The organism is Shimia isoporae, assembly GCF_004346865.1.
In the GTDB taxonomy this organism is placed as follows: domain Bacteria; phylum Pseudomonadota; class Alphaproteobacteria; order Rhodobacterales; family Rhodobacteraceae; genus Shimia; species Shimia isoporae.
The window spans coordinates 1-19,941 of record NZ_SMGR01000001.1; the positions used below are offsets into that span (position 1 = coordinate 1).

20 protein-coding genes and 1 tRNA gene are annotated in these 19,941 nt (G+C 59.1%); 7 read left to right on the top strand and 14 right to left on the bottom strand.

Annotated elements, in window-relative coordinates; all coding sequences use genetic code 11:
* Both BXY66_RS20540 and BXY66_RS00005 read left to right on the top strand, forming a co-directional pair.
* The coding region (locus BXY66_RS20540) for a hypothetical protein (protein WP_207911273.1) at positions 1-184 on the top strand (184 nt) is incomplete at its 5' end.
* A 17-nt stretch (positions 185-201) separates the two neighbouring features.
* Positions 202-1,509, top strand: coding sequence for a tetratricopeptide repeat protein (locus BXY66_RS00005; protein ID WP_132858144.1), 1,308 nt, complete (start codon positions 202-204; stop codon positions 1,507-1,509).
* A 3-nt stretch (positions 1,510-1,512) separates the two neighbouring features.
* Here BXY66_RS00005 and BXY66_RS00010 read toward each other — a convergent pair whose 3' ends face one another.
* Positions 1,513-2,268 carry a lysophospholipid acyltransferase family protein gene (locus BXY66_RS00010; RefSeq protein ID WP_132858145.1) on the bottom strand — a complete coding sequence of 252 codons (756 nt, stop codon included), beginning with the start codon at positions 2,266-2,268 and terminating at the stop codon, positions 1,513-1,515.
* Between the two features lie 94 nt (positions 2,269-2,362).
* Here BXY66_RS00010 and BXY66_RS00015 point away from each other — a divergent pair.
* A tRNA-Trp gene (locus BXY66_RS00015) sits at positions 2,363-2,438 on the top strand.
* A gap of 20 nt (positions 2,439-2,458) precedes the next feature.
* Here the strand turns inward: BXY66_RS00015 and BXY66_RS00020 are convergent.
* Entirely contained in the window at positions 2,459-2,722 is a 264-nt protein-coding gene (locus tag BXY66_RS00020) for a hypothetical protein (protein ID WP_132858146.1), read from the bottom strand.
* A 141-nt stretch (positions 2,723-2,863) separates the two neighbouring features.
* Positions 2,864-3,931, bottom strand: a complete 1,068-nt coding sequence (gene zapE, locus BXY66_RS00025) for a cell division protein ZapE (RefSeq protein WP_132858147.1) — start codon at positions 3,929-3,931, stop codon at positions 2,864-2,866.
* A 145-nt stretch (positions 3,932-4,076) separates the two neighbouring features.
* Between zapE and BXY66_RS00030 the strand changes: the two genes are divergently transcribed.
* Complete coding sequence (locus BXY66_RS00030) at positions 4,077-5,309, top strand: MFS transporter (RefSeq protein ID WP_132858148.1); 1,233 nt, start codon at positions 4,077-4,079, stop codon at positions 5,307-5,309.
* Positions 5,310-5,473: 164 nt separating this feature from the next.
* Here BXY66_RS00030 and BXY66_RS00035 read toward each other — a convergent pair whose 3' ends face one another.
* Positions 5,474-6,610 carry an S-(hydroxymethyl)glutathione dehydrogenase/class III alcohol dehydrogenase gene (locus tag BXY66_RS00035; protein ID WP_132860277.1) on the bottom strand — a complete coding sequence of 379 codons (1,137 nt, stop codon included), beginning with the start codon at positions 6,608-6,610 and terminating at the stop codon, positions 5,474-5,476.
* 164 nt (positions 6,611-6,774) lie between these two features.
* On the opposite strand from BXY66_RS00035, the gene BXY66_RS00040 reads away from it, so the two are divergent.
* Positions 6,775-7,056 carry an I78 family peptidase inhibitor gene (locus tag BXY66_RS00040; RefSeq protein WP_132858149.1) on the top strand — a complete coding sequence of 94 codons (282 nt, stop codon included), beginning with the start codon at positions 6,775-6,777 and terminating at the stop codon, positions 7,054-7,056.
* A gap of 65 nt (positions 7,057-7,121) precedes the next feature.
* Here the strand turns inward: BXY66_RS00040 and BXY66_RS00045 are convergent, their stop codons facing one another.
* Positions 7,122-7,544, bottom strand: a complete 423-nt coding sequence (locus tag BXY66_RS00045) for a c-type cytochrome (RefSeq protein WP_132858150.1) — start codon at positions 7,542-7,544, stop codon at positions 7,122-7,124.
* A 117-nt stretch (positions 7,545-7,661) separates the two neighbouring features.
* Between BXY66_RS00045 and BXY66_RS00050 the strand changes: the two genes are divergently transcribed.
* Positions 7,662-9,323 carry a Y-family DNA polymerase gene (locus tag BXY66_RS00050; RefSeq protein WP_132858151.1) on the top strand — a complete coding sequence of 554 codons (1,662 nt, stop codon included), beginning with the start codon at positions 7,662-7,664 and terminating at the stop codon, positions 9,321-9,323.
* A 64-nt stretch (positions 9,324-9,387) separates the two neighbouring features.
* Here BXY66_RS00050 and BXY66_RS00055 read toward each other — a convergent pair whose 3' ends face one another.
* Positions 9,388-10,470, bottom strand: a complete 1,083-nt coding sequence (locus BXY66_RS00055) for an alcohol dehydrogenase family protein (RefSeq protein WP_243694254.1) — start codon at positions 10,468-10,470, stop codon at positions 9,388-9,390.
* 324 nt (positions 10,471-10,794) lie between these two features.
* Here BXY66_RS00055 and BXY66_RS00060 point away from each other — a divergent pair, with 324 nt between their 5' ends.
* The gene (locus BXY66_RS00060; RefSeq protein ID WP_132858152.1) at positions 10,795-11,142 is read left to right on the top strand and encodes a DUF2794 domain-containing protein; all 348 of its coding nucleotides are present in this window, start codon (positions 10,795-10,797) and stop codon (positions 11,140-11,142) included.
* Between the two features lie 124 nt (positions 11,143-11,266).
* Here the strand turns inward: BXY66_RS00060 and speB are convergent, their stop codons facing one another.
* From speB to BXY66_RS00095, 8 genes are all read right to left on the bottom strand, one after another.
* Positions 11,267-12,226, bottom strand: coding sequence for an agmatinase (gene speB, locus BXY66_RS00065; RefSeq protein ID WP_132858153.1), 960 nt, complete (start codon positions 12,224-12,226; stop codon positions 11,267-11,269).
* Positions 12,219-13,112 carry a C40 family peptidase gene (locus BXY66_RS00070; RefSeq protein ID WP_243694255.1) on the bottom strand — a complete coding sequence of 298 codons (894 nt, stop codon included), beginning with the start codon at positions 13,110-13,112 and terminating at the stop codon, positions 12,219-12,221. The genes speB and BXY66_RS00070 overlap by 8 nt, the downstream gene beginning before the upstream one ends.
* A complete protein-coding gene (locus BXY66_RS00075) occupies positions 13,109-14,518 on the bottom strand; it encodes a leucyl aminopeptidase family protein (RefSeq protein WP_132858154.1) in 1,410 nt (469 codons plus the stop codon). The genes BXY66_RS00070 and BXY66_RS00075 overlap by 4 nt, the downstream gene beginning before the upstream one ends.
* 93 nt (positions 14,519-14,611) lie before the next feature.
* On the bottom strand, positions 14,612-14,992 hold the full coding sequence (locus BXY66_RS00080) for a hypothetical protein (RefSeq protein WP_132858155.1): 381 nt from the start codon (positions 14,990-14,992) through the stop codon (positions 14,612-14,614).
* A 247-nt stretch (positions 14,993-15,239) separates the two neighbouring features.
* Positions 15,240-15,377, bottom strand: a complete 138-nt coding sequence (locus BXY66_RS20370) for a hypothetical protein (protein ID WP_165929062.1) — start codon at positions 15,375-15,377, stop codon at positions 15,240-15,242.
* A 407-nt stretch (positions 15,378-15,784) separates the two neighbouring features.
* Positions 15,785-17,407, bottom strand: a complete 1,623-nt coding sequence (locus tag BXY66_RS00085) for a DUF4139 domain-containing protein (protein ID WP_132858156.1) — start codon at positions 17,405-17,407, stop codon at positions 15,785-15,787.
* Between the two features lie 205 nt (positions 17,408-17,612).
* On the bottom strand, positions 17,613-18,635 hold the full coding sequence (locus BXY66_RS00090) for an aspartate-semialdehyde dehydrogenase (protein ID WP_132858157.1): 1,023 nt from the start codon (positions 18,633-18,635) through the stop codon (positions 17,613-17,615).
* A gap of 132 nt (positions 18,636-18,767) precedes the next feature.
* On the bottom strand, positions 18,768-19,940 hold the full coding sequence (locus tag BXY66_RS00095) for an MFS transporter (protein WP_132858158.1): 1,173 nt from the start codon (positions 19,938-19,940) through the stop codon (positions 18,768-18,770).
* Between the last annotated feature and the right edge of the window lies 1 nt (position 19,941).

Consider the following 19,941-nt stretch of genomic DNA (forward strand, 5'->3'; position numbering starts at 1 on the left):
CGCAAGCAAAACCTCCGTTAGGCGTTCGGGGCTCCCAAGCCTCAAAGCCAAGACGACAAACAAAAGAAAGGGGCTGCAATTCGCAGCCCCTTTTTTCTTTGGCGTTAAAGCGAAAGCTGGCGGCGTGGTGAAACCAGACTTTTCAAAACTGGCGAATGCGATAGTCTTCGCGCCAACACATTGAGAAGACAGAACAGTTTGATGAACCGAATTTCCGTAATCGTAGCCGCCCTTTTCCTGTTGGCGCAGCCTGTGCTTGGCAAACCGCTCCTGACAAACAGCGAAGAGACCTACGAGAGCGCTTGTCTGGCAAACAGCGACACGCCGGAGCGCCTTGTCGAGATCTGTGAGCACGCTCTCCAGACCACCGGGGCCACAGCGGTGCAAAGGATCGAGATGATGGAGACCCTCGCGTGGGCCCATCACGATGCCGGTGATGAGGAAAAGGCGTTTGAGCAATTCAATGTTATGCTTGAGCTTGATCCGGTCTCGGCGGAGGCGTTCAACGGCTTGGGCTGGCTTGCCTATGGCCGTGACGATTACAGCGAAGCGGCAAGCTTCTTTGCGCAGGCGATGGAAACCAAGCCGGAGGAGCAGTCTTTGGCCGGGCTGGGAGCGAGTTTGTATCGCTCCGGGCAATTGCCTCTCGTCGAGGCCGTCGGCTACTTGGATGCCGCGCTTGCGATCACGCCAACCTACGCTTGGGCAATGCGGCAGAAAGGCTGGCTCTATTCCATCGAGGATTTTCACGCCGAGGCGATTGACGCTTTTGAGGACGCGCTTGAGATCAACCCGGATGACGTGAGCGCGAACTACGGCGTTGGGTATGTCCTGACGGAAGAAGACAAGTGGGTGGAGGCATTGCCCTACATCAATCGGGCGTTGCAGGAAGCGCCGGACGATGTGTCTTCGCTCTCGCGCAGGTCTTTGATTTTGCTCAATCTTGATCGTCCCGCGCAGGCGCTTCGGGATGGGGAACGCGTGGTGGAACTGACCCCAGATGACAGCGACGGTTATGTCCGTGTCGCGCGGGCGCAGGTCGCTCTCGGACGGGCCGCTGATGCGTTAAAGACGCTAGCCGAAGCCGAGGAGATTGTCGGATATGACAATTATCTCACCTATTGGTACGCGGAATTCCTGTCAGATGCAGGTCAGGTCGACGAGGCGATGAGCCGTCTGGAGAAAGTTTTTGAAAGGGATGATGCCGACTATTGGGACCATGAGCTACGTTCGCAAATCCTGCTCAATGCCGAGCGATACGGACCCGCGCGCGCTGCTTTGGATGAGTCACTGCTGCAATACCCCGATGCGCCATTTCTGATTTTCTATGACGCGCTGGTTTTGATTGGGGAGGAGAAATACACCGAGGCCGAGGCGCGGTTTGATGATGCCGTGGCGGCCGATTTGCCGCCGGAGAGACTCAAGTATTTCCTGAAGCAGTTGGTCGGCGCGGCACAATATCTGCAAGCCGTGCAAATGCGCGTGCGCTACACTGAGCAGAGCGAGTAGGCGTTACTGTTCCGTCAGGTTCGGGTTTTCGCTAGGTTTGCCGAGCGATGCATCGGCGGCATCGGTGATTTCGTCCAGCGAGCGCTGAAGACTCAGGCGCAGGGTTTCCATCTCTTCTTCACTGGGTTTGCGCGGTACCGGGTCTGTCCATTCCCGGCAGGTGATGGACCCACGCGAGAAAGGCAGCGGCAGCATTTGTTTGTCCCAAGTCGGGAAGCGCACGATGCGCTTTTGAGCGAAGGCCACCGTAAAGACACGCGCGCCGGATGTGCGCGCCCAGACAAGAGGAACCGTGGAGCTGATCCGGGCCGGTCCACTGGGGCCATCTGCGGCGATACCGATGGAGCAGCCTTCCTTGATACGTTTGAACACTTCGCGGGACAAAGAGACGTGCCGCTTGTCCAGTGACATCCCGATTGTTTCCCAGCCGAGCCGAACAAGAATCTGGCCGGCCAGCCGCCCGGCACGCGCTTCGGAGGTCAGGGCACATATGCGCGCACCCTTTGGGGCGTTAAACATGTACGGCGCCATGATAAGCCGTTGATGCCAAACTACAAAAATTACCGGTTCGCCGCGCGCGACGCAGGCATCCATCTCCTCGCAGCCTGTGCGGCTCCATCTGGAAGAGTGAAAGGCGAAGCGGACATAGGACGCAAACATGCCCTCAATCGCTCGATTGAAGCGGGGGCTGTTGGCAATTTTCCGGCGCAGGGTTTTCAGGCTCACGGGCGTCTCGTACTTCGGCTTTTGGCCTGTCATATCGCGGGTGTCACGTTATGACCAGAGGCGCGCGAAATTGCACGATTTCCCTCTTGCCTCTCCCGCATGGGTGGCTTAGGACATTCCGCACGATAGGGGTATAGCTCAGTTGGTAGAGCGACGGTCTCCAAAACCGTAGGTCCCGGGTTCGAGCCCTGGTGCCCCTGCCATTTTCCGGAAATCGAAACGACTACTGCTGTTGCGCGATACGTGCGCGGGCGATGTCGAATTTGACGTGCGCCACCTGAAACCGTTGCAGAGCCTTCTCTCTATCCTCGTAGAGCTTGCGAATACGTGACCCGGGTGCGCCGAGGGTCGAGACTTTGCTGCTAACGGCAATTGGCACAAGGGAGCGGGCATTCCGCAAACCGATGCGCCATGCGCGATCGGCAACGGCGTAACTTTGGCTTGCCTGTACAAACAGGCGGTGACGGGTTTTCAGATCCGGATGCATGGCGGGACCCCCTGAGTTTCAAAAAACGGGTGTGTAGTGCCGAGCAGTTCAGCGCACGAAGGCGCTGTCATCAGGGTAGGAAAATAAGGGGCTTTGTGTCAAACCACGGTTTTGCGACAGACTTGTGAGATGCATACACTTCTAGGTCGCGTCATGCCCCCACTCGGCGTCCTGCATCTCCCGCAGGCGCGACGCGGTGCGCTCGAACTCGAAAGTGCCTTCGCCTTCGAGGTAGAGCATCTCAGGTTCCGCTGCGGCCGAGCAAATCAGGCGAACCCTGGCCTCATAAAGAGCATCGATCAGGGTCACGAACCGTTTGGCTTCGTTGAAGTTATTCCGGCTCAGGGCAGGGATGTCTTCAAGCACAAGAACCTTGAGCGCCTCGGCAATTGCGAGGTAGTCGCCAGGACCAAGCATCTTACCGCATAGGTCATAAAACGAGGCACGGCCGACCCCATTTCGGAACTTCGGAATCTCGACCTGCCGACCTTTGACCGTCAGAACAAGCCGGTCTGCGGTGCCGCCTGTCAGGTCGGCCCAGATCGCGTTGATTTGTTCTCGGGCCTCTGTGCCTGCCTGCACAAAATAGACCTGTGAGCCGGCGAGGCGATTCTGTCGGTAGTCTACAGGGCTGACCAGTTCCCAGACCCGCATCTGTTCCTTGATGAGGGCGATGAAAGGGAGGAAAAGCTGGCGGTTGAGTCCATGTTTGTAGAGGTCGTCGGGCACACGGTTGGATGTGGTGACAATCACCGTACCTGCAGCAAAGAGTTGTTCGAACAGACGGCCCACGATCATCGCGTCGGTAATGTCAGTTATCTGCATTTCGTCGAAGGCAAGGACGCGGACGGAATCGGAAACGGCCTTGGCAACAGGCGCGATAGCGTCTTCAACGCCGTCTTGGCGCGCTTTGTGCATGGCGTCGTGAATTTCCTGCATGAAGGCGTGGAAATGCACACGCCGAACGGGCACGTCCAAGCTATCGACGAACAGGTCCATCAACATGGATTTGCCGCGACCAACGCCACCCCAAAGATAGAGGCCTTGCACAGCATCAGGTCGGGCTTTGCGGAACCAGCCTTTCTTGACGGGTTTCGCGAGTTCGGTGCGGATACGCTCAAACTGGGGCAGCACTGCTTCTTGGGCGTCGTCGCGGTGCAATTCGCCAGCTTTGATACGGGCGTCGTAGATTTCAGGCAGGGTCGACATAGAACGGCCTTAGCCCATGAAAGCCGCGAGGAAAAGTCTCCTGCGACAACGATTAAGAGTGTGTGATGTGACGGTTAACGAATGCTGAATTGACCGGTGGGGCGCCGACGGTCACTGTGCCGACTGCGCGAAGAGGAGACCCGCGATGCAGTCCAAGACCCCGATATTCACCCCCGTTTTGATCGTTGGGTGCATCATCATCATGGTGAGCTTTGCCGTGCGGGCCAGTTTTGGCGTGTTCCAGATCCCGATTGCCGAAGAGTTCGGCTGGTTGCGCGCGGAGTTTTCGCTCGCGATTGCGATCCAGAACCTTGCTTGGGGCATCGGTCAGCCGATTTTTGGAGCAATTGCCGAAAAAATCGGAGATCGAAAAGCGATTATTCTGGGCGCATTGACCTATGCTGCGGGTCTGGTGATGTCGAGCTTCGCAGTGACGCCAGAGGCCCATCAGATGCTTGAAGTCCTTGTTGGATTCGGGATCGCAGGCACAGGATTTGGCGTGATTTTGGCGGTTGTCGGGCGGGCGAGTTCAGACGAAAACCGGTCGATGTCGCTGGCAATTGCAACCGCCGCAGGTTCTGCCGGTCAGGTCTTTGGTGCACCAACGGCAGAGTGGTTGCTGACCTTTATGACATGGCAGCAGACGTTCCTGCTGTTTGCGGTGGCAATTCTTGGCACTTTGCTCCTGTTGCCGATGATGAGGGCCCCTGTGGCATCGAAGATCGAACTGCAGGAAAGTATGGGCGAAATCCTTATCAAGGCACTGAAGGATCCATCCTATACGCTGATCTTTCTCGGCTTTTTCAGTTGCGGATATCAGCTGGCTTTTGTGACCGCACACTTCCCCGCAATGATTACAGAGATGTGTGGCCCGATCATGCCAGGCGGCATGTTGGACGGGTTGGGAATCAGCTCGACATCGGCGCTGGGTGCTGTGGCAATCTCATTGATTGGTCTGGCCAACATCGGCGGCACGTTGCTGGCCGGATGGGCAGGTAAGCATTTTCCGAAAAAGTACCTGTTGGCAGGAATTTACACGGGGCGCACGATTGCGGCTGCAGTGTTCATTCTGATGCCGATTACGCCGACGAGCGTGATTGTTTTTTCGCTCGTGATGGGCTCGCTGTGGCTCGCGACAGTGCCGTTGACCTCGGGTCTTGTCGCGCATCTCTACGGTTTGCGCTACATGGGAACGCTTTACGGCATTGTATTTTTCAGCCACCAGCTCGGCAGCTTTCTCGGGGTCTGGCTCGGTGGACGCATGTACGATGCTTATGGTGACTACACTATGGTGTGGTGGATCGGCGTCGGCGTGGGGGCGTTCAGCGCAATCGTGCATCTTCCGATCAAGGAAAACAGGGCTGCTGTGGCGGCGTGAGGCCGCTTTTGCGTGTTTTGTTAAGAGCGAAAAGCCAATCTGCAAAACGTCTGCAAAACGTCGGTTTCGCGTCGGTGTCGTCAGCCGTGTCTCCGGATAAAAGCACCGCGCGTTGCAGTGAAGCGCAGGCCAGCCTGAAAGACGGGCCTGCGCGGGGGTGTTTCCTAGAATTCGACGACGGCGCGGATGGATTTGCCTTCGTGCATCAAATCGAACCCGTGGTTGATCTCGTCCAGCGTCAGCTTGTGCGTGATCATCTCATCGATCTCGATTTTGCCATCCATGTACCAGTCTACGATCCCCGGCACGTCGGTGCGGCCTTTGGCACCACCGAATGCCGTACCTTTCCAGACACGACCGGTCACAAGCTGGAACGGACGCGTGGAGATCTCGGCGCCTGCCGGTGCCACGCCGATAATGACCGAGACACCCCAACCGCGGTGAGAGCATTCCAGCGCGTCGCGCATGACTTGCACGTTGCCGGTCGCGTCGAACGAGTAATCCACGCCACCGAACTGGTCTTTCTCGGTTTTGGTAAGTTCGATGATTTTGTCGGTGACTGACATCCCTTCGGGCAAGTCTGATGGATTTACGAAGTCGGTCATGCCGAATTTGCGGGCCATCTCTGCTTTGTCGGAATTCAGATCCACGCCGATGATCTTGTCCGCGCCAGCCATGCGCAGGCCTTGAATGACGTTGAGGCCGATCCCGCCGAGACCGAAAACGGCGGCGGTGGAGCCGATCTCCACACCTGCAGTGTTGATCACCGCACCGATGCCGGTGGTGACGCCGCAACCAATGTAGCAAATCTTGTCAAAGGGCGCGTCGTCGCGGACTTTGGCCAATGCGATTTCCGGCAACACGGTGTGGTTCGCAAAGGTCGAGCAGCCCATGTAGTGATAGATCGGCGTGCCATCGAGCATGGAGAAGCGCGTGGTGCCGTCAGGCATCAGGCCCTGACCCTGAGTGCCGCGTATGGCGGTGCAAAGGTTGGTTTTGCCGGACAGGCAGGCGTGGCATTCACGGCATTCGGGCGTGTAGAGCGGGATCACGTGATCGCCGGGTTTCAGCGTTGTGACACCTTCGCCCACCTCGACGACGACGCCTGCACCTTCGTGTCCGAGAATGGACGGGAACAGGCCCTCCGGATCGGCACCGGAACGGGTGAATTCGTCTGTGTGGCAAATGCCTGTGGCCTTGATTTCGATCAGAACCTCGCCCTTTTTCGGGCCTTCGAGGTTCACTTCCATGATTTCCAGCGGCTTGCCGGCTTCGAGAGCCACTGCGGCACGAGTGCGCATCATTTCGCCTATCCTCCCTAAAATTTTGAAAAGCGTGGTTGAAACACGCGGTTAATGCAACCTTCTATGCACATGATGACAGGCCGCGATGCCGGACTCCGCAATCGGGGCGAAGCAATAAAGTCGGTTTGCGACAAAGAGATGTGCGTTCAAGGAGTTTGAGCATGGGTATTAAGACATGGGTTGTGGCGTTGGCTTCGGTGGTGACGGTGGCAGCCTGTTTGGGCGAAGAGGAAGATACCGTGTCCAAAGGTAGCGAAACCTGTGATCCGGCGACCTTTGAATTCCTGATCGGTCAGGATGTTTCGGCGCTGGAAGGCGTGACCGTGCCGGAAATGGTGCGTGTCATGGAAGACAACTCGCCGGCAACAATGGATTTCCACGAGAACCGGCTGAATGTGATCCACGATGCGGATGGCAAGATTCTCGCGGTTCGCTGCGGATAGGTTTGTCCGGTTCGGTAACATCGGACGGAATTCCGCCGCGCCCGGCCCAAGTCGGGCGCGGTCTTTTATTTTCGGTAGACCTTGTGACAGGCTGCGCAACTGCCGCCGAGGGCGCGCATGGAGGCTGCCAGCGCGGCCTGGTCCGTGAAATCCAAACCCTGTGCCGCAGCTTTCAGCGCCTCGCCCTTGGCTGTGAAATCAGCCCAGTCTGTCCAGATGTTCGGCATGGCTTCTGATTTCGGGTCCGCGGCTTCGGCTTCGAACAATGCGGGGATTTTTCCGGCCTGCAGCACAATTGTGTCGCGTGCCATGCGGGCCTTGGCCTGATGCAGAGTGGTTTCCCCTTTTGCCATGTCGCCGAGCGTCTTGGTGGCGGCACCTATAGCGGCCATGCCGTCCATGCGGGCCATGACTTGCGGGTCCTTGACCCCGTCGTGAGCCATGAGCGGTGTGGCGGTCAGGAGGGTGGCGAGAAGCAGGCGGCGCATGGCATTTCCTTTGTTTGGTGTCCGTCGAAGTGCAGCGCAAAGAGGGGCTGGGAATCAAGCGGAAAATATGAGAACATAAAGTGAACAAACTTCACGATTCCGTTCTGCCTGCTGCCCATGCCGAACCGCCGTATCCTGTCTCTCTGGTTTCCCAGATTGGGGGCCGAACGCCTGCTCCGGATGGAGCGGGGCACGTTTGATGCGCCTTTGGCGGTGCTGCGTGATACCGGCCAGATGCAAGTGATTTCCTCCATGAATGCGCAGGCGGAAGCTGAGGGGCTGACGCTGGACCAGCCGTTGCGCGATGCACAGGCGGTTTGTCCGCAGCTGATCACACGGTTGCAGAATGTGCAGGCGGAGGCGGCTTTTCTCAAGGTGCTGCGGCGCTGGGCGGGGAAGTTTTCGCCCTGGGTGGCGGAGGCGCCGCCGGACGGGTTGGTGATCGACCTGACGGGCTGTGCGCATCTGTTTGGTGGTGAGCAGGGTTTGCTTGGGCAAGTGGCGCAGGATTGCGGTGACCTTGGCCTGACGGTGCGGGCAGGCGTGGCGGACACATTGGGGGCGGCCTGGGCGTTGGCGCGGTTTGCGACGCAGCCTGGCGCGATGGCGCATCGCAGCGGGGACGACATTCAGCAGGAAGCACGGGCCACGCGGTCGCGTGCAGTCAAGCGGCGGCACTGGACACGGGGCGGGACGCCGCCGGCGGTGGCTGCCGGCATTGCGGATGTGGGCCGGATCGCGTCACCGGGACAGACACATTCGGCGCTGGCGGATCTGCCGGTGGCGGGTCTGCGGCTGGAAGCAGACACGCAGGCGGAACTGGCGCGGCTGGGGCTGCGCAAGATTGGCGATCTGACCGGCCAGCCCCGCGCAGCGCTGGCGCGGCGGTTTGGCAAGGGGCTCGTGCTACGGCTGGATCAGGCGCTGGGCAGTGCGCCGGAACCGGTGAGCCCAGCAGCGCTGGAGCCGACCTTTGCGGTGCGTATGACCTTGCCCGAACCGATCGGGCTTGAGGAAGACGTCTGGGCGGCGATCGACCGGTTGCTGCCGCCACTGTGTGACCGGCTCAGGAAGAAGGGCAAGGGCGCCCGGGTGGTGCGATTGCAGGTGTTCCGTACCGACCAGACCATGCAGGGTGTCGAGGTCGGTCTGGCACGGGCAAGCGACGATCCGGACCGGCTGCGACCCCTGTTGCGGATGAAGCTTGATGACATAGACGCGGGTTTTGGCATCGACATGCTGCGACTTGAGGTGTTGCGGCTGGAGACATTGCACGCGCGTCATACGGCGGGTCATCTGGAGGCGCGGCAGGCGGCGGCGAAGCGGCTGTCAGAGGCGCATGTGATCGATGACCTGATAGGCCGTATCGGGGCGCGGATCGGGTTGGAGCAGATCACGCGGCGCCATCCGGGAGCGAGCCATATTCCCGAGAAATCGGCACAGGTGCAGCATGCGGCGTGGTCCGAACCGTGGCGGGATGACTGGCCCAAGCCCACGGTGGCACGGCCCCTGCTGATGTGGCGACCGGAGCCGGTGATGGCGCCCGATGTGCCACGTTTGCCGGAGACATTCCGCTGGCGCGGGCGGGATATGGTAGCGACAGGTGCGGCAGGACCGGAGCGGATCGCGCCGGAGTGGTGGTTGGATGAGCCGGATTGGCGCAGTGGAGTGCGGGACTACTGGCGGGTCAGCTGCGCGAGTGGCGAAAAGCTGTGGCTTTACTATGCGCACGGCGGGACGATGTCGGCGGGGTGGTTCTGTCAGGGCAGCTTTGCGTGAGGCCGGGGCCATTCAGAAGACGCCATACGGCACGCCGCAAACCGCTGGGAAGCGAACCAAACGCCTACTCCGGTGGGATCAGAACGAACTTGCCGACGTGGCCTTTTTGCTGGAAGACCTCCTGCGCGTGGGCGATGTCACGCAGCGGAAACGTTTGGGCCAGAAGCGGCTTTATTTCACCCCGTTCAATATAGCCCACCAGATTGGGAAAGACCGGTTCGTCCCACGCTGTGCAGCCGATCAGACGGATGTCCTTGAGATACATGTCGCGCATGTCGAGATCCACAATCGGACCCGCGATTGCACCGGAAGAGGCATAGCGCCCGCCACGACGCAGGAGTTTGAGCAGCGTGCCAAAGCCAGCGCCTGCGACGTTATCGATGACCACATCAACACTTTGTTCTCCAAGTTCGGCAAGTAGGTCATCGTCGCGCAGCAGGACCTTGTCTGCGCCGACATCCATGAGGGTGTCCCGTTTTGACGCGCTGGTGATGGCGATGGCCTCGGCACCGCGCCGTTTGACAAGCTGCACAAGCGCAGAACCGACGCCGCCAGACGCTCCGGGGATCAGGACGCGATGACCGGCGCCAACCCCGGCGCGGTGTACCATGTTTTCGGCGGTGCCATAGGCGCAGGGTATGGTTGCAAGTTCAGCGTCCGACCAACCGCAAGACACGGGAAAGACCTCGGAGGCCGGAACCTTGACGTATTGCGCAAAGGCTCCGTCGAAGTCTGATCCCATCCAGATGTTGTCCATGTGATCAAAGCCGCGTTCGCGCATGCAGGCGCGTACCAGAACGCGGGTGCCGATTGCGGTTTTGGCCTCAGGCCCTGCGGCAACAACCTCGCCACAGCAGTCGGTGCCTTGAATAAACGGGAACGGCGTTGCGTTGTTCCAGCCGCCGTCGGCGCGTTCGCCGTCTGTCGAGGTGGTGTCGGTACTGTCGGTGACAGAGGAGGAATACCAGCCGAGCCGCGTGTTGATTTCGGTGTTGTTCATGCCCGCCGCGCGCACGCGCAGGAGCACCTCTCCGGTTCCGGGGACAGGCGTTGGTACGGGCTGATAGGACAGCTTGTCGTAGCCGCCGGTGCCGGTGGTCACGACCGCCATCATTGTGTCCGGGAAAAAGGGAGAGGAATTGCTCATGACAGGCTCCGGGCAGAGGAATGCAGTCCGGCGACAGTACCGGTTTTTTACAAGGGGTGTCTGTGCAATTCGTATCAAAGACCAACAAAAAAGCCGCCCGAATTCGGGCGGCCCTTTTGGCAAAACAAAAGTGCCTCCGGCGGCACAGACTGGGTGGGGGCAATAACGCCGCGCCGCCGGAGGTAGCGTTTTAGTTTCGCTATGAAGGTAAGATGCCTTTTCCCTTTGGCGAAAAAAGGCTCCCTCCAAGGCCATTTGCCGATTTAATTGAGGCAGAATGAGGGCAGGGTTGATTTATCTAAAAAGAAGAGGAAATCTGGTGCTATGACGGCCCAGCCTCCCACCCCGATCCGCCCATCCTTCAAGGCGCCCGAACAGGTTGCCTTTCACCGCACGGAACTGTCAGTGATCCTGTCTTTGTACGGTCGTATGGTGGCGGCAGGCGAGTGGCGCGACTACGGGATTTCCAGCCTGCGGGAAGTCGCGGTTTTCTCGGTCTTTCGACGCACAGCAGAAAACCCGTTGTACCGGATCGAAAAACGGCCGAAGCTGCGCAACAAGCAAGGGCTTTATGCGGTGATCGGCATGGATGGCCAAGTGCTTAAGCGCGGGCATGACCTGAAGACCGTGTTGCGGGTTCTGGAGCGCAAGCTCATTCGGTCTATCGACTGAAAAATCAAAGACTTACCTCCCGTGGAACTTGGCTCGGACCGTAGGTGTGCCGGTCCGGCAAGCCGTTCGAGTCAACGGTGGAAAACACGCGCGAACATGATGATGCGGCGGCGGCTTGGATGCGTTACTTGGTGAGGTTCCCTGCCATCACGCAGAGCAGTTCAAACATGATCGATACGCCCAGGAACGCGGTGTTTCCGGAGGCGTCAAAGGGAGGGGAAACCTCTACGAGGTCGGCGCCAATAATGTTCAAACCGTCAAGTTCACGCACAACCTCAAGGGCCTGAAAACTGTTGGGACCACCCACTTCCGGCGTGCCTGTGCCGGGGGCGAATGTTGGGTCGACGAAGTCGATGTCATAGCTGACATACGTGGCAGAGGCACCAACAATTTCGCGGGCTTCGGCCATCACATCGGCCACGCCCCGAGCAAAAAACTCCTCGATTCGGATCACGCGGATACCCACCGATTCGGCGAAATCTGTGTCTTCATTGTCGTAGGTGCTGCCGCGAATCCCGATCTGAACAACGCGTTTGGGATCGAGCAGGCCTTCCTCCACCGCGCGGCGGAAGGGCGTGCCGTGGGTGTACATCGTGCCGCCGAAATAGCTGTGATAGAGATCGGTATGGCTGTCAAAATGCACCATGCCGACAGGGGCATCTTTGGCCAGTGAGCGCAGGACCGGCAGTGAGGTCAGATGGTCGCCACCAGCGGTCAGGGGCGTGACGCCATGCGGTTTCAACTGATCATAGAAGGCGGTGATGCGCTCCATGCTGTCGAGGATGTCAGCGGGATTTGGCCCCACGTCGCCGAGATCGGCACAATTCACCATATCAAAGGGGCGCACGCCGGTGGCGCCGTTCTGGGCGCGGATCATTGTGGAGGCGTCGCGCAACTGGCGCGGGCCGTGACGGGGGCCGGGGCGGTTGGTGGTGCCGCTGTCCCAAGGCACGCCGATCAGGCCGATGTCAACGTCCGCAATGCGGGCGTGATCGAAGTCCATGTTCGGCAGGCGCATAAAGGACGGCATGCCGGCAAAGCGGGGCAACTCCATGCCGGAAACAGGTTTGAAGAAATCACTCATGAGAAGCTCCGTAATTGGGGCGTTTGTGAGAGGTCACGGGGCCGTCGCCTTGCGCCTGAATGCGGGCGATGGCGTCCGCAATGGGCTCATAGGCCACGGCCATGTGGTGCGCGTTGGCGTGGATGATCGTGTCGCGGTCGGTGACCATGGCCACGTGGCCTTTCCAGAACAGCAGGTCGCCGCGCTGGTAAGGGCCGGTGGCGTTGGGGAAGGCGGCTTCTTGCATGTCGCTGTCGCCGGGGCAGGGAGTGGCGCAGGCCAGAAGGGCGGCTTGCACAAGGCCGGAGCAGTCTATGCCAAAAGAGGAGTTGCCGCCCCAGAGGTAAGGCGTGCCGATCAGGCGTTCGGCCACGGCGGCGGGGTCTGTTTCGGGAGTGTCGATGGGGCGGAGGTGTTGGGTTGGGATGTACAGATCACGGGTAACGGTGCCGCCGTCCCAAGCGATCCGTGCCCATCGGTCTTCTTCAGAAATGACGACAACACGTGTTCCAAAAGGCAGCGGGGTCACCGGCCCCATAACCTTGAGCCCCGGTGTGGATTTGGCGTAGCTGCGGGCTGCGGCAACCGAGTGGGTTGGCGTTTGTTTGGGATGACTGAGGATATCGCCGATGTCGACCCATCCGACGTAACCGTCCTTGTCGGTGTATCCGAACGCCATTCCATCCTCAGCGTGGATAACGTTGATTGTCTCGCCCCGGATGAGTTGACGTTCGCGGCCGCCTTCGGGGTCGGACAGAAGATCTGTTACCACCATTGCGACGCGATATTGCGTTGGCTCGACAAAGTTATCGGCTTCGATTTTGCCGCGCAGGTGAGCGGCGGCGACTTTGCCGTTTCTTGTGTCGATACGCGCAGTCAGGCGTTTGTCCAAAGTGGCCGAATTCACAGGTCGAGTACTTTCGGCAGTGCCTCAAGAATGGCGCGTGCGCCCATACCGACGCCGCCTTTGGGGCGGGCGGGGGCAGGGGACGGGTTCCAGCCGTAGATGTCGAAATGGGTGTAGCGCTGGCCTTCGGCAAAACGGCGCAGGAAGAGGGCGGCGGTGATGGAGCCAGCGAAACCGCCTGCGGGGGCGTTGTCGAGGTCGGCAATTGCGGGTTCGATCATCTTCTCATACGGCGTCCAGAACGGCATGCGCCAGACCGGATCGGAAATGTCGGCGGCGGCGGTTTCCAAAGCGGCCACCATGGCGGTGTCGTCGGTGTAGTAAGGCGAGAGGTCCGGGCCAACGGCGACGCGGGCGGCGCCGGTGAGAGTGGCCATAGAGATCATGAGATCCGGATTGTCCTCAGACCCCAAGGCCAGAGCGTCGGCCAGAACAAGGCGACCTTCGGCGTCGGTGTTGTTGATTTCCACAGTCAGCCCCGCACGGGACGTCAGCACATCGCCGGGGCGGAAGGCGTCACCTGACACGGAGTTTTCGACTGCGGGGATCAGAACCCGCAGGCGCAGTGGCAAGTTGAGCGCCATGATCATATGGGCGAGGCCAAGGACGGTCGCTGCACCGCCCATGTCCTTCTTCATCAGCGCCATGGATCCGCCAGGCTTGAGGTTCAGGCCACCAGTGTCAAAGCAGACACCTTTGCCGACAAGAGTTAGCAGCGGGCCGGTATCCCCCCACGAGAAATCCAGCAGGCGCGGCGCGCGATGTGGCGCGGCGGCGCGGCCAACAGTATGAATCATCGGGAAATTCTGCGTCAGCAGCTCTTCGCCCGTCGTGACTTTAAGGGGGGCACCGAAAGACGATGCCAGTGAAGCCGTGGCGGCTTCCAGATCTTGGGGACCCATGTCTGAGGCAGGCGTATTGATGAGGTCGCGGGTCAGGGCTTCGCCGGTGGCAATAGCTTCGACCTTGTCTGCATCTACTTCTGCAGGACAAATCAGACGCGCCTGATGGGCGGATTTTTTCTTGTACTTGTCAAAGACATACTGCGACAGAAGCCAACCGAGACATTCGGTTTCCAAATCGCCCCAAGGCAGATCATTGGCGAGAACATAGCTGCCTTTGGGCAGTGCGGCGGCGATGGCTGCAAGAGGAAAACGGCCGCGATCACGGGTGGTGGCGTCGCCATATCCGGCCACGGCCATGATCGGAGACCCTGACGCATCCGGAATCAGCAGGGTTTTTGCCAGACCGCCAGAAAAGCCGGATGCGGCCACCCATGTCTGAATGCTGTCAGGTTGACCCGCCATCCAACTGTCAAAACCGTCTTTGGCAATGACATGAAGCGGTAATGCAGCAGTGCCTTCGCGAGAGGCTTCGGCAAACTTCAGGGAGGGGGTGGCAGACATGGACGGCTTCCTTGAACAAGACTTGCGGCGCCAGCCTATAGGCTGTGGCAGCGCCTGCAAGTCCTGCCGGAGGGTCGCATGGTACCTGTGGGGTCAGACTTGAATGGCCTTGATATGCCAAAGTTCACGCAGTGAGGGTTCACCGAGTCGCATCAGGCGGGCCAGTGTCGCGTGGGACGCGTGCCGATCCTGCTGGTGCATGGCGATGCGGACATCTCGCGCAACAGTGGCCAGCGTGTCGAGGCCGAGTCGTTGGGCAGACTTGGCGATTTTCCGGCAAGCAGCCATCAGGTGACGCTCTTCATCGTTGCCGTACGCGGTTTCTGCATCAGCAAGACCCTGTGAAAGGGTGTCGATTGCCTCAATGATCAGGCGCTCGGCCTGACGAAAGTCCATCTTGATGTAAAGACGCGTCAGTTCGTCTTCGTTCACGTGGACTGCTTCATTGAAATGCAGCCGCGTTACATGTGTCATTTGTTCACCCCAGGTGTGAAAGCCCCAAATCACCCAAAACCAGAATGGCGTAAGAACGTTCCCAAAAGGTTTCCCTGTGTTTCGGATTTTTCTCGAATTGGGGTGAAGTCGGGTTTTGCGCTTGTGCAAATCAATGGGCGCCGACGGAGAAAGAGAAATAATGCTTAAAAATCAACAGCCCGCGCAAGGGGTGCGCGGGCTGTTCAACCTTCGGAGAGAGACGGGTGTGAGGGAAAGGGAGTGGCTCTCAGGCGAAGATATTTGAGGTGTTGCGGTTGCTGGCCATCAGGGCGCGAAGACGACGCTCGCGTGCTTTGTCAGCCAAAGAACCGCCGGTGTGTGCTGCGTTGTTCATGATCTCTTCCTTGTAAATCCGCTTAGGCATTTTTGAACTTCCCTGTTTTGCGTTATTGCCGGTGTCTGTGTTTCGTTGAGTATCAAGTTGGGGGCGAAATGCGGCTGAAATGGCGCGAATTGTGTCAAATTCGCGGTAAATTTGGCTAAAATTGGAAACACAGCATTCGGGCCCGGGCAACGATGGTTGCCGGGCTAACCCCCTTAAAACTGTCCCGCAGGGCCACCAAACACCAGCAAAATAAGGCTCGCTGTGTATCCGGAGGCGACTGCCCCTCTATGTCCGGTCCCTAATCCGGACGAGCTGCGCGTTTTGGACGTCTTGGCCCAATTTGCGCGGCCTGTAGTTTTCTTAACGTCGATTCTGGCCCCGATTGGGGCGCGAGTCGGGCGATTTGGAGAATCGCCTGACCATTTTGTGGCAAATCAGGTGCGCGATCAGCGCAGGATCATCTCCAGCGGCCACTGGATTTCGTGAGAAAGCTCGACATTGAAAGTCTGACCGGCTTCTAAAGTGTGCGCCCACATCAGTATGCCGCGCTGATCCTCGTATTGCGGATTCGTGGGCGTGGGAGTTGCCTGACTGGAAATCAGGAGATCCTGTTGCTCGGAGTACGGCACGCGACCGATAAGACGCAGGGCCCAAGATTGGTCAGTAAGGTTCTCGGCTGCAAGAATGCGTGTTTCGGTTTGCTGGTTGCGGGATGTCAGCACGCCTTTGTCGCCGGTGACTTTTTGAGTGACCGTGTCCGTAAGCCGCAGCCCGGGAATCGCGCCGAAGGATAGTTTGACGTCATCGCCTGCCGCCACCAATGGCATTTCATTTTGGGTGACAAACACGTCATTGAGATAGAAGTCGGCGGCTCCGTTCAGGATCAGCTCGCCGGAGGTGTTGACGCTTTCGGCCATGACAAAAGCGGTTTCGTCCCGCATCGGGTTGGCAAAGGCGTAGACATCTGAGGTGAGGTCGATTGTATCCAACGCGAGGCGAAGTGCCTCGGTGCCCGAGTTGATCGAGACCGGCGTCGGATAGACGTAGGTGGCGTTGATACCGTCGTCAAAGGTTGGGATGGCAGCGGTTTCCATCACCGGTTCCGCCATTTGGCTTTCGGCTTCGTCGACCATAGCCAGACGACCGGCATTTTTTGGCATTACCGGTTGAGGTGTCTCGATGCGCCGCCGCCATGGAGCCAAGCCGGAAGGGGATGCCTGTGCGTTGGGGCGGCTCGTGGAGAGGGTGACGTCTACGTCGTTCCAATCCTCGCCGGTGTCCTGAAAGACAAAGACATTGCGATGAATGCGCAGTTCCGGAGCCTCACCGGTTGTGAGGTGCAAATCATAAACGGGTTGCCAGCCAGCGTCCCAATCGGTGCGGTGCACCAGTGTTACAGAGCCGTTGATTGGCTGGTCCGAGGACACTTCGGCGGCGAGCATGGATTTTTCGGTTTCTGGCGGCGTGAGGGCTTCTACGGTTGCGCGGGCATCGGACAGAGCTTCAGCCAAGTCTTCGAGGGTCTGTTCAAACGCGCGGGCCGCGCGCTGCGACGCTGCTGCCTCCTGTCGTGCTTTGAGCGTTTCCTGTCCGATGATGGCTAGGGTTTGTGTCAGGGCTTCGGGGCTGGCCGCATCCTGAGGACTTTGCAGGCGATTTAGATATCCAAGGCGGGCATTTGCCGCATCGGCCTGCATCAGCACGTCGGCCTGCTCGTCGCGGGTCGCGCGCAGGGCGGCCTCGATCCGGTCGACTTCGGCTTTGGCGGCTTCAAGCGTTGCGCTGTCCAATTCAGCGATCGGCGGCACCTTGGCAAAGCGCACTGTAACCGCGCCAAGCGTCGCGCCGTCGATGGCGACCCGTACGGTGGTTGGATCGATCTCTTCGGGCAGGTTGGTGATCAGCAGGTCATGAGAGCCCGCAGGGGCGGTGAATGTGGCCGTGCGGGTCAGAGTGGCGCCGTCGGCATAGAGAGTGGCGGCGGAAACTGGCGCGCTCAGTGGAATTGTGTCCGCCCAGAGCGGCAAGGCAAAGGTGGTCAGGGCGACGGGGAGAAAATGTCTGGTCATGAAAAAGCCTTTCGGTACGGGTTGCCTCAAAGGGAACACGTGTCGAGGAAGGCTGGCAAGTCAGTGGTGCCTGAGCTGCATGGATCGGCGGAGCAGTGCTTGTTTTGGCGAGGTGCAACGAATTGACGTCAGGCGCCTCCAGGATACGGCAACAAAAAAGGCGCTCCGAGCGGAGCGCCTTTTGTATTCTCGTTTCTGACAGGGCTTAGCCCTTTTTCAGCACTTCGCGGCCAAGCGTCTCGGCAATCTGTACGGCGTTCAGCGCCGCGCCTTTGCGCAGGTTGTCAGAGACACACCAAAGGTTGATGCCGTTTTCGACCGTGCTGTCCTGACGGATGCGCGAGATGAAGGTGGCGAAGTCGCCAACACATTCTTTCGGGGTGACGTAGCCACCGTCTTCGCGCTTGTCGATCACCATAATACCGGGCGCCTGCCGCAGGATGTCGCGTGCTTCATCCTCATCAAGGAAATCCTCGAATTCGATGTTGATCGATTCCGAGTGACCCACAAAGACCGGTACGCGGACGCAGGTCGCGGTGACTTTGATGTCCTTGTCGACAATCTTTTTGGTCTCGGCGACCATTTTCCACTCTTCTTTGGTGGACCCGTCATCCATGAATACGTCGATATGCGGGATCACGTTGAAGGCGATTTCCTTGGTGTAGACCTTTGGCGGCACATCGTTGACGGGGTTGTAGACGGCTTTGGTCTGTTCCCACAGTTCGTCCATCGCGTCCTTGCCGGAGCCGGACACGGATTGGTAGGTCGAGACAACAACGCGCTTGATCTTTGCGCGGTCGTGCAGCGGTTTCAGAGCGACAACCATCTGCGCCGTGGAGCAGTTCGGGTTGGCAATGATGTTTTTCTTGGAATAGCCGTGGATCGCATCCGCATTACACTCGGGCACGATCAACGGTACGTCCGGGTCGTAGCGGTAGAGCGAGCTGTTGTCGATGACGACACAGCCGGCGGCCGCTGCGATGGGGGCGTATTTCTTGGTGGCGTCTGACCCGATGGCAAACAGCGCCATATCCCAACCGGAGAAATCGAATTGCTCGATGTCCTGGGTTTTCAGGGTTTTGTCGCCGAAGGTGACTTCGGTGCCAAGCGAACGGCGGCTGGCCAAAACGGCAAGCTCGTCCACCGGAAACTGGCGTTCCGCCAGGATGTTCAGCATTTCGCGGCCCACATTGCCCGTGGCGCCAGCGACGACGACGCGATAACCCATGGTAGGTCTCCATTGTTTAGGACGCGCTCTCTTAGCCGCGTTTTTCCCTAAGAAAAAGGGGGCGGATGGCGAAAATTGCTGATGTGGCGTATTTGCGTTTGCGATTGATGCGCAGGTTTCCGCTTTAGCGGATTAATCGGTGCTGTCGCGGGAAAACAGGTAAATCGCGAGGCCGAAAATCAAGAGGGCCGCGAATCCTCCGAACAGAACCTGATAGGCCAGGGTCGGATCTGTGGGCGCAATGGCAGCGTGCAGACGCCCGGACCCGAATTGCGCGACCCCAACGCCACCAATGCCGAAAAGGTTCATGAGCGTGACACCGCGTCCTGTAAGATGGGGCGGGAAAAAGCTGCGTGCGTGGGCAATGACAACGGGAAAGGCCCCGCCAAAAAATCCCATGGCTGAGAGAAGCGCGACCGAGAGGACCGCATTTTTTTCCACGAATGGCACAAGGGCAAGCAATGCCACGACCATCATTGAGCTGCCGCCGAAGATCACCCATTTGCGTGTCCCGAAAATGCGGTCCGCAGGCCCGTAGGCGAGTGTACCGAGGATCATGGCAATCCCCATGACAAGCGTGGCCTGCCCGATGCCGACAGTCGACATAGCAAAGACATCATCCAGATATGGCCCGATCCAAAGGCCGCGGATTGCGGCGGTGGGCATATAGTTCACAAACATGAAGGGGATGATGAACCACAGAACCGGCATTTTGAGCAGGTCCAGCACAGAACCTTTTTCTTCGCTGTCGATTTTTGGAGGGTCTTGCACCATTTGCCAAAGTCCGACGGCGATCGCCGAACTCATCGCTGCCAGCGACCAGAGGGTTGCGCGCCAGCCAAAGGTTTCCACAGCAAAGGCCGTTGGGTAAGCCGCGACGAGGTTTCCGACCGAGCCGACACCCAGCATGAGCGCCGCAAGTGTCGCGAATTTGGCCGGAGGATAGCTGCGCGCGAAAATAAAGTAGCTGGCCATGAGCACCGGCGAGCAGCCGACGCCGATCAGACCCATGGCGATCGAGACATGAATGGGTTGCGTGGCAAGTGCAAACAGCGCGGCGCCTCCGCCGCCGCCAACCAGCAGAAGGACAGCGGACGTGCGACGGGGGCCGTATTTGTCGAGCCAAGCCCCAACGGGAATTTGCATGGCCGCAAAGATCAGGAACCAGAGGCCTGACGCAAAAGCGAGGTCGGCCGGAGTTGCACCGATATCCGCCTCAAGGACCTGGGTCAGCACCGCCAGAAAGGCGCGAAAAAACTGGCTGAGCACATAAGCAAGGCACAGCAGGATCATATCGTTGCGCATG

What these genes read in the sequence shown, in the direction of transcription:
- BXY66_RS00080 (WP_132858155.1), bottom strand. Translation starts at nt 14,992, where the DNA reads ATGACACATGTAACGCGGCTGCATTTCAATGAAGCAGTCCACGTGAAC.
- BXY66_RS00020 (WP_132858146.1), bottom strand. Translation starts at nt 2,722, where the DNA reads ATGCATCCGGATCTGAAAACCCGTCACCGCCTGTTTGTACAGGCAAGC.
- zapE (WP_132858147.1), bottom strand. Translation starts at nt 3,931, where the DNA reads ATGTCGACCCTGCCTGAAATCTACGACGCCCGTATCAAAGCTGGCGAA.
- BXY66_RS00005 (WP_132858144.1), top strand. Translation starts at nt 202, where the DNA reads ATGAACCGAATTTCCGTAATCGTAGCCGCCCTTTTCCTGTTGGCGCAG.
- BXY66_RS00090 (WP_132858157.1), bottom strand. Translation starts at nt 18,635, where the DNA reads ATGGGTTATCGCGTCGTCGTCGCTGGCGCCACGGGCAATGTGGGCCGC.
- BXY66_RS20370 (WP_165929062.1), bottom strand. Translation starts at nt 15,377, where the DNA reads ATGCCTAAGCGGATTTACAAGGAAGAGATCATGAACAACGCAGCACAC.
- BXY66_RS00095 (WP_132858158.1), bottom strand. Translation starts at nt 19,940, where the DNA reads ATGCGCAACGATATGATCCTGCTGTGCCTTGCTTATGTGCTCAGCCAG.
- BXY66_RS00060 (WP_132858152.1), top strand. Translation starts at nt 10,795, where the DNA reads ATGACGGCCCAGCCTCCCACCCCGATCCGCCCATCCTTCAAGGCGCCC.
- BXY66_RS00050 (WP_132858151.1), top strand. Translation starts at nt 7,662, where the DNA reads ATGCCGAACCGCCGTATCCTGTCTCTCTGGTTTCCCAGATTGGGGGCC.
- BXY66_RS00075 (WP_132858154.1), bottom strand. Translation starts at nt 14,518, where the DNA reads ATGTCTGCCACCCCCTCCCTGAAGTTTGCCGAAGCCTCTCGCGAAGGC.
- speB (WP_132858153.1), bottom strand. Translation starts at nt 12,226, where the DNA reads ATGAGTGATTTCTTCAAACCTGTTTCCGGCATGGAGTTGCCCCGCTTT.
- BXY66_RS00040 (WP_132858149.1), top strand. Translation starts at nt 6,775, where the DNA reads ATGGGTATTAAGACATGGGTTGTGGCGTTGGCTTCGGTGGTGACGGTG.
- BXY66_RS00030 (WP_132858148.1), top strand. Translation starts at nt 4,077, where the DNA reads ATGCAGTCCAAGACCCCGATATTCACCCCCGTTTTGATCGTTGGGTGC.
- BXY66_RS00010 (WP_132858145.1), bottom strand. Translation starts at nt 2,268, where the DNA reads ATGACAGGCCAAAAGCCGAAGTACGAGACGCCCGTGAGCCTGAAAACC.
- BXY66_RS00055 (WP_243694254.1), bottom strand. Translation starts at nt 10,470, where the DNA reads ATGAGCAATTCCTCTCCCTTTTTCCCGGACACAATGATGGCGGTCGTG.
- BXY66_RS00035 (WP_132860277.1), bottom strand. Translation starts at nt 6,610, where the DNA reads ATGCGCACTCGTGCCGCAGTGGCTCTCGAAGCCGGCAAGCCGCTGGAA.
- BXY66_RS00085 (WP_132858156.1), bottom strand. Translation starts at nt 17,407, where the DNA reads ATGACCAGACATTTTCTCCCCGTCGCCCTGACCACCTTTGCCTTGCCG.
- BXY66_RS00045 (WP_132858150.1), bottom strand. Translation starts at nt 7,544, where the DNA reads ATGCGCCGCCTGCTTCTCGCCACCCTCCTGACCGCCACACCGCTCATG.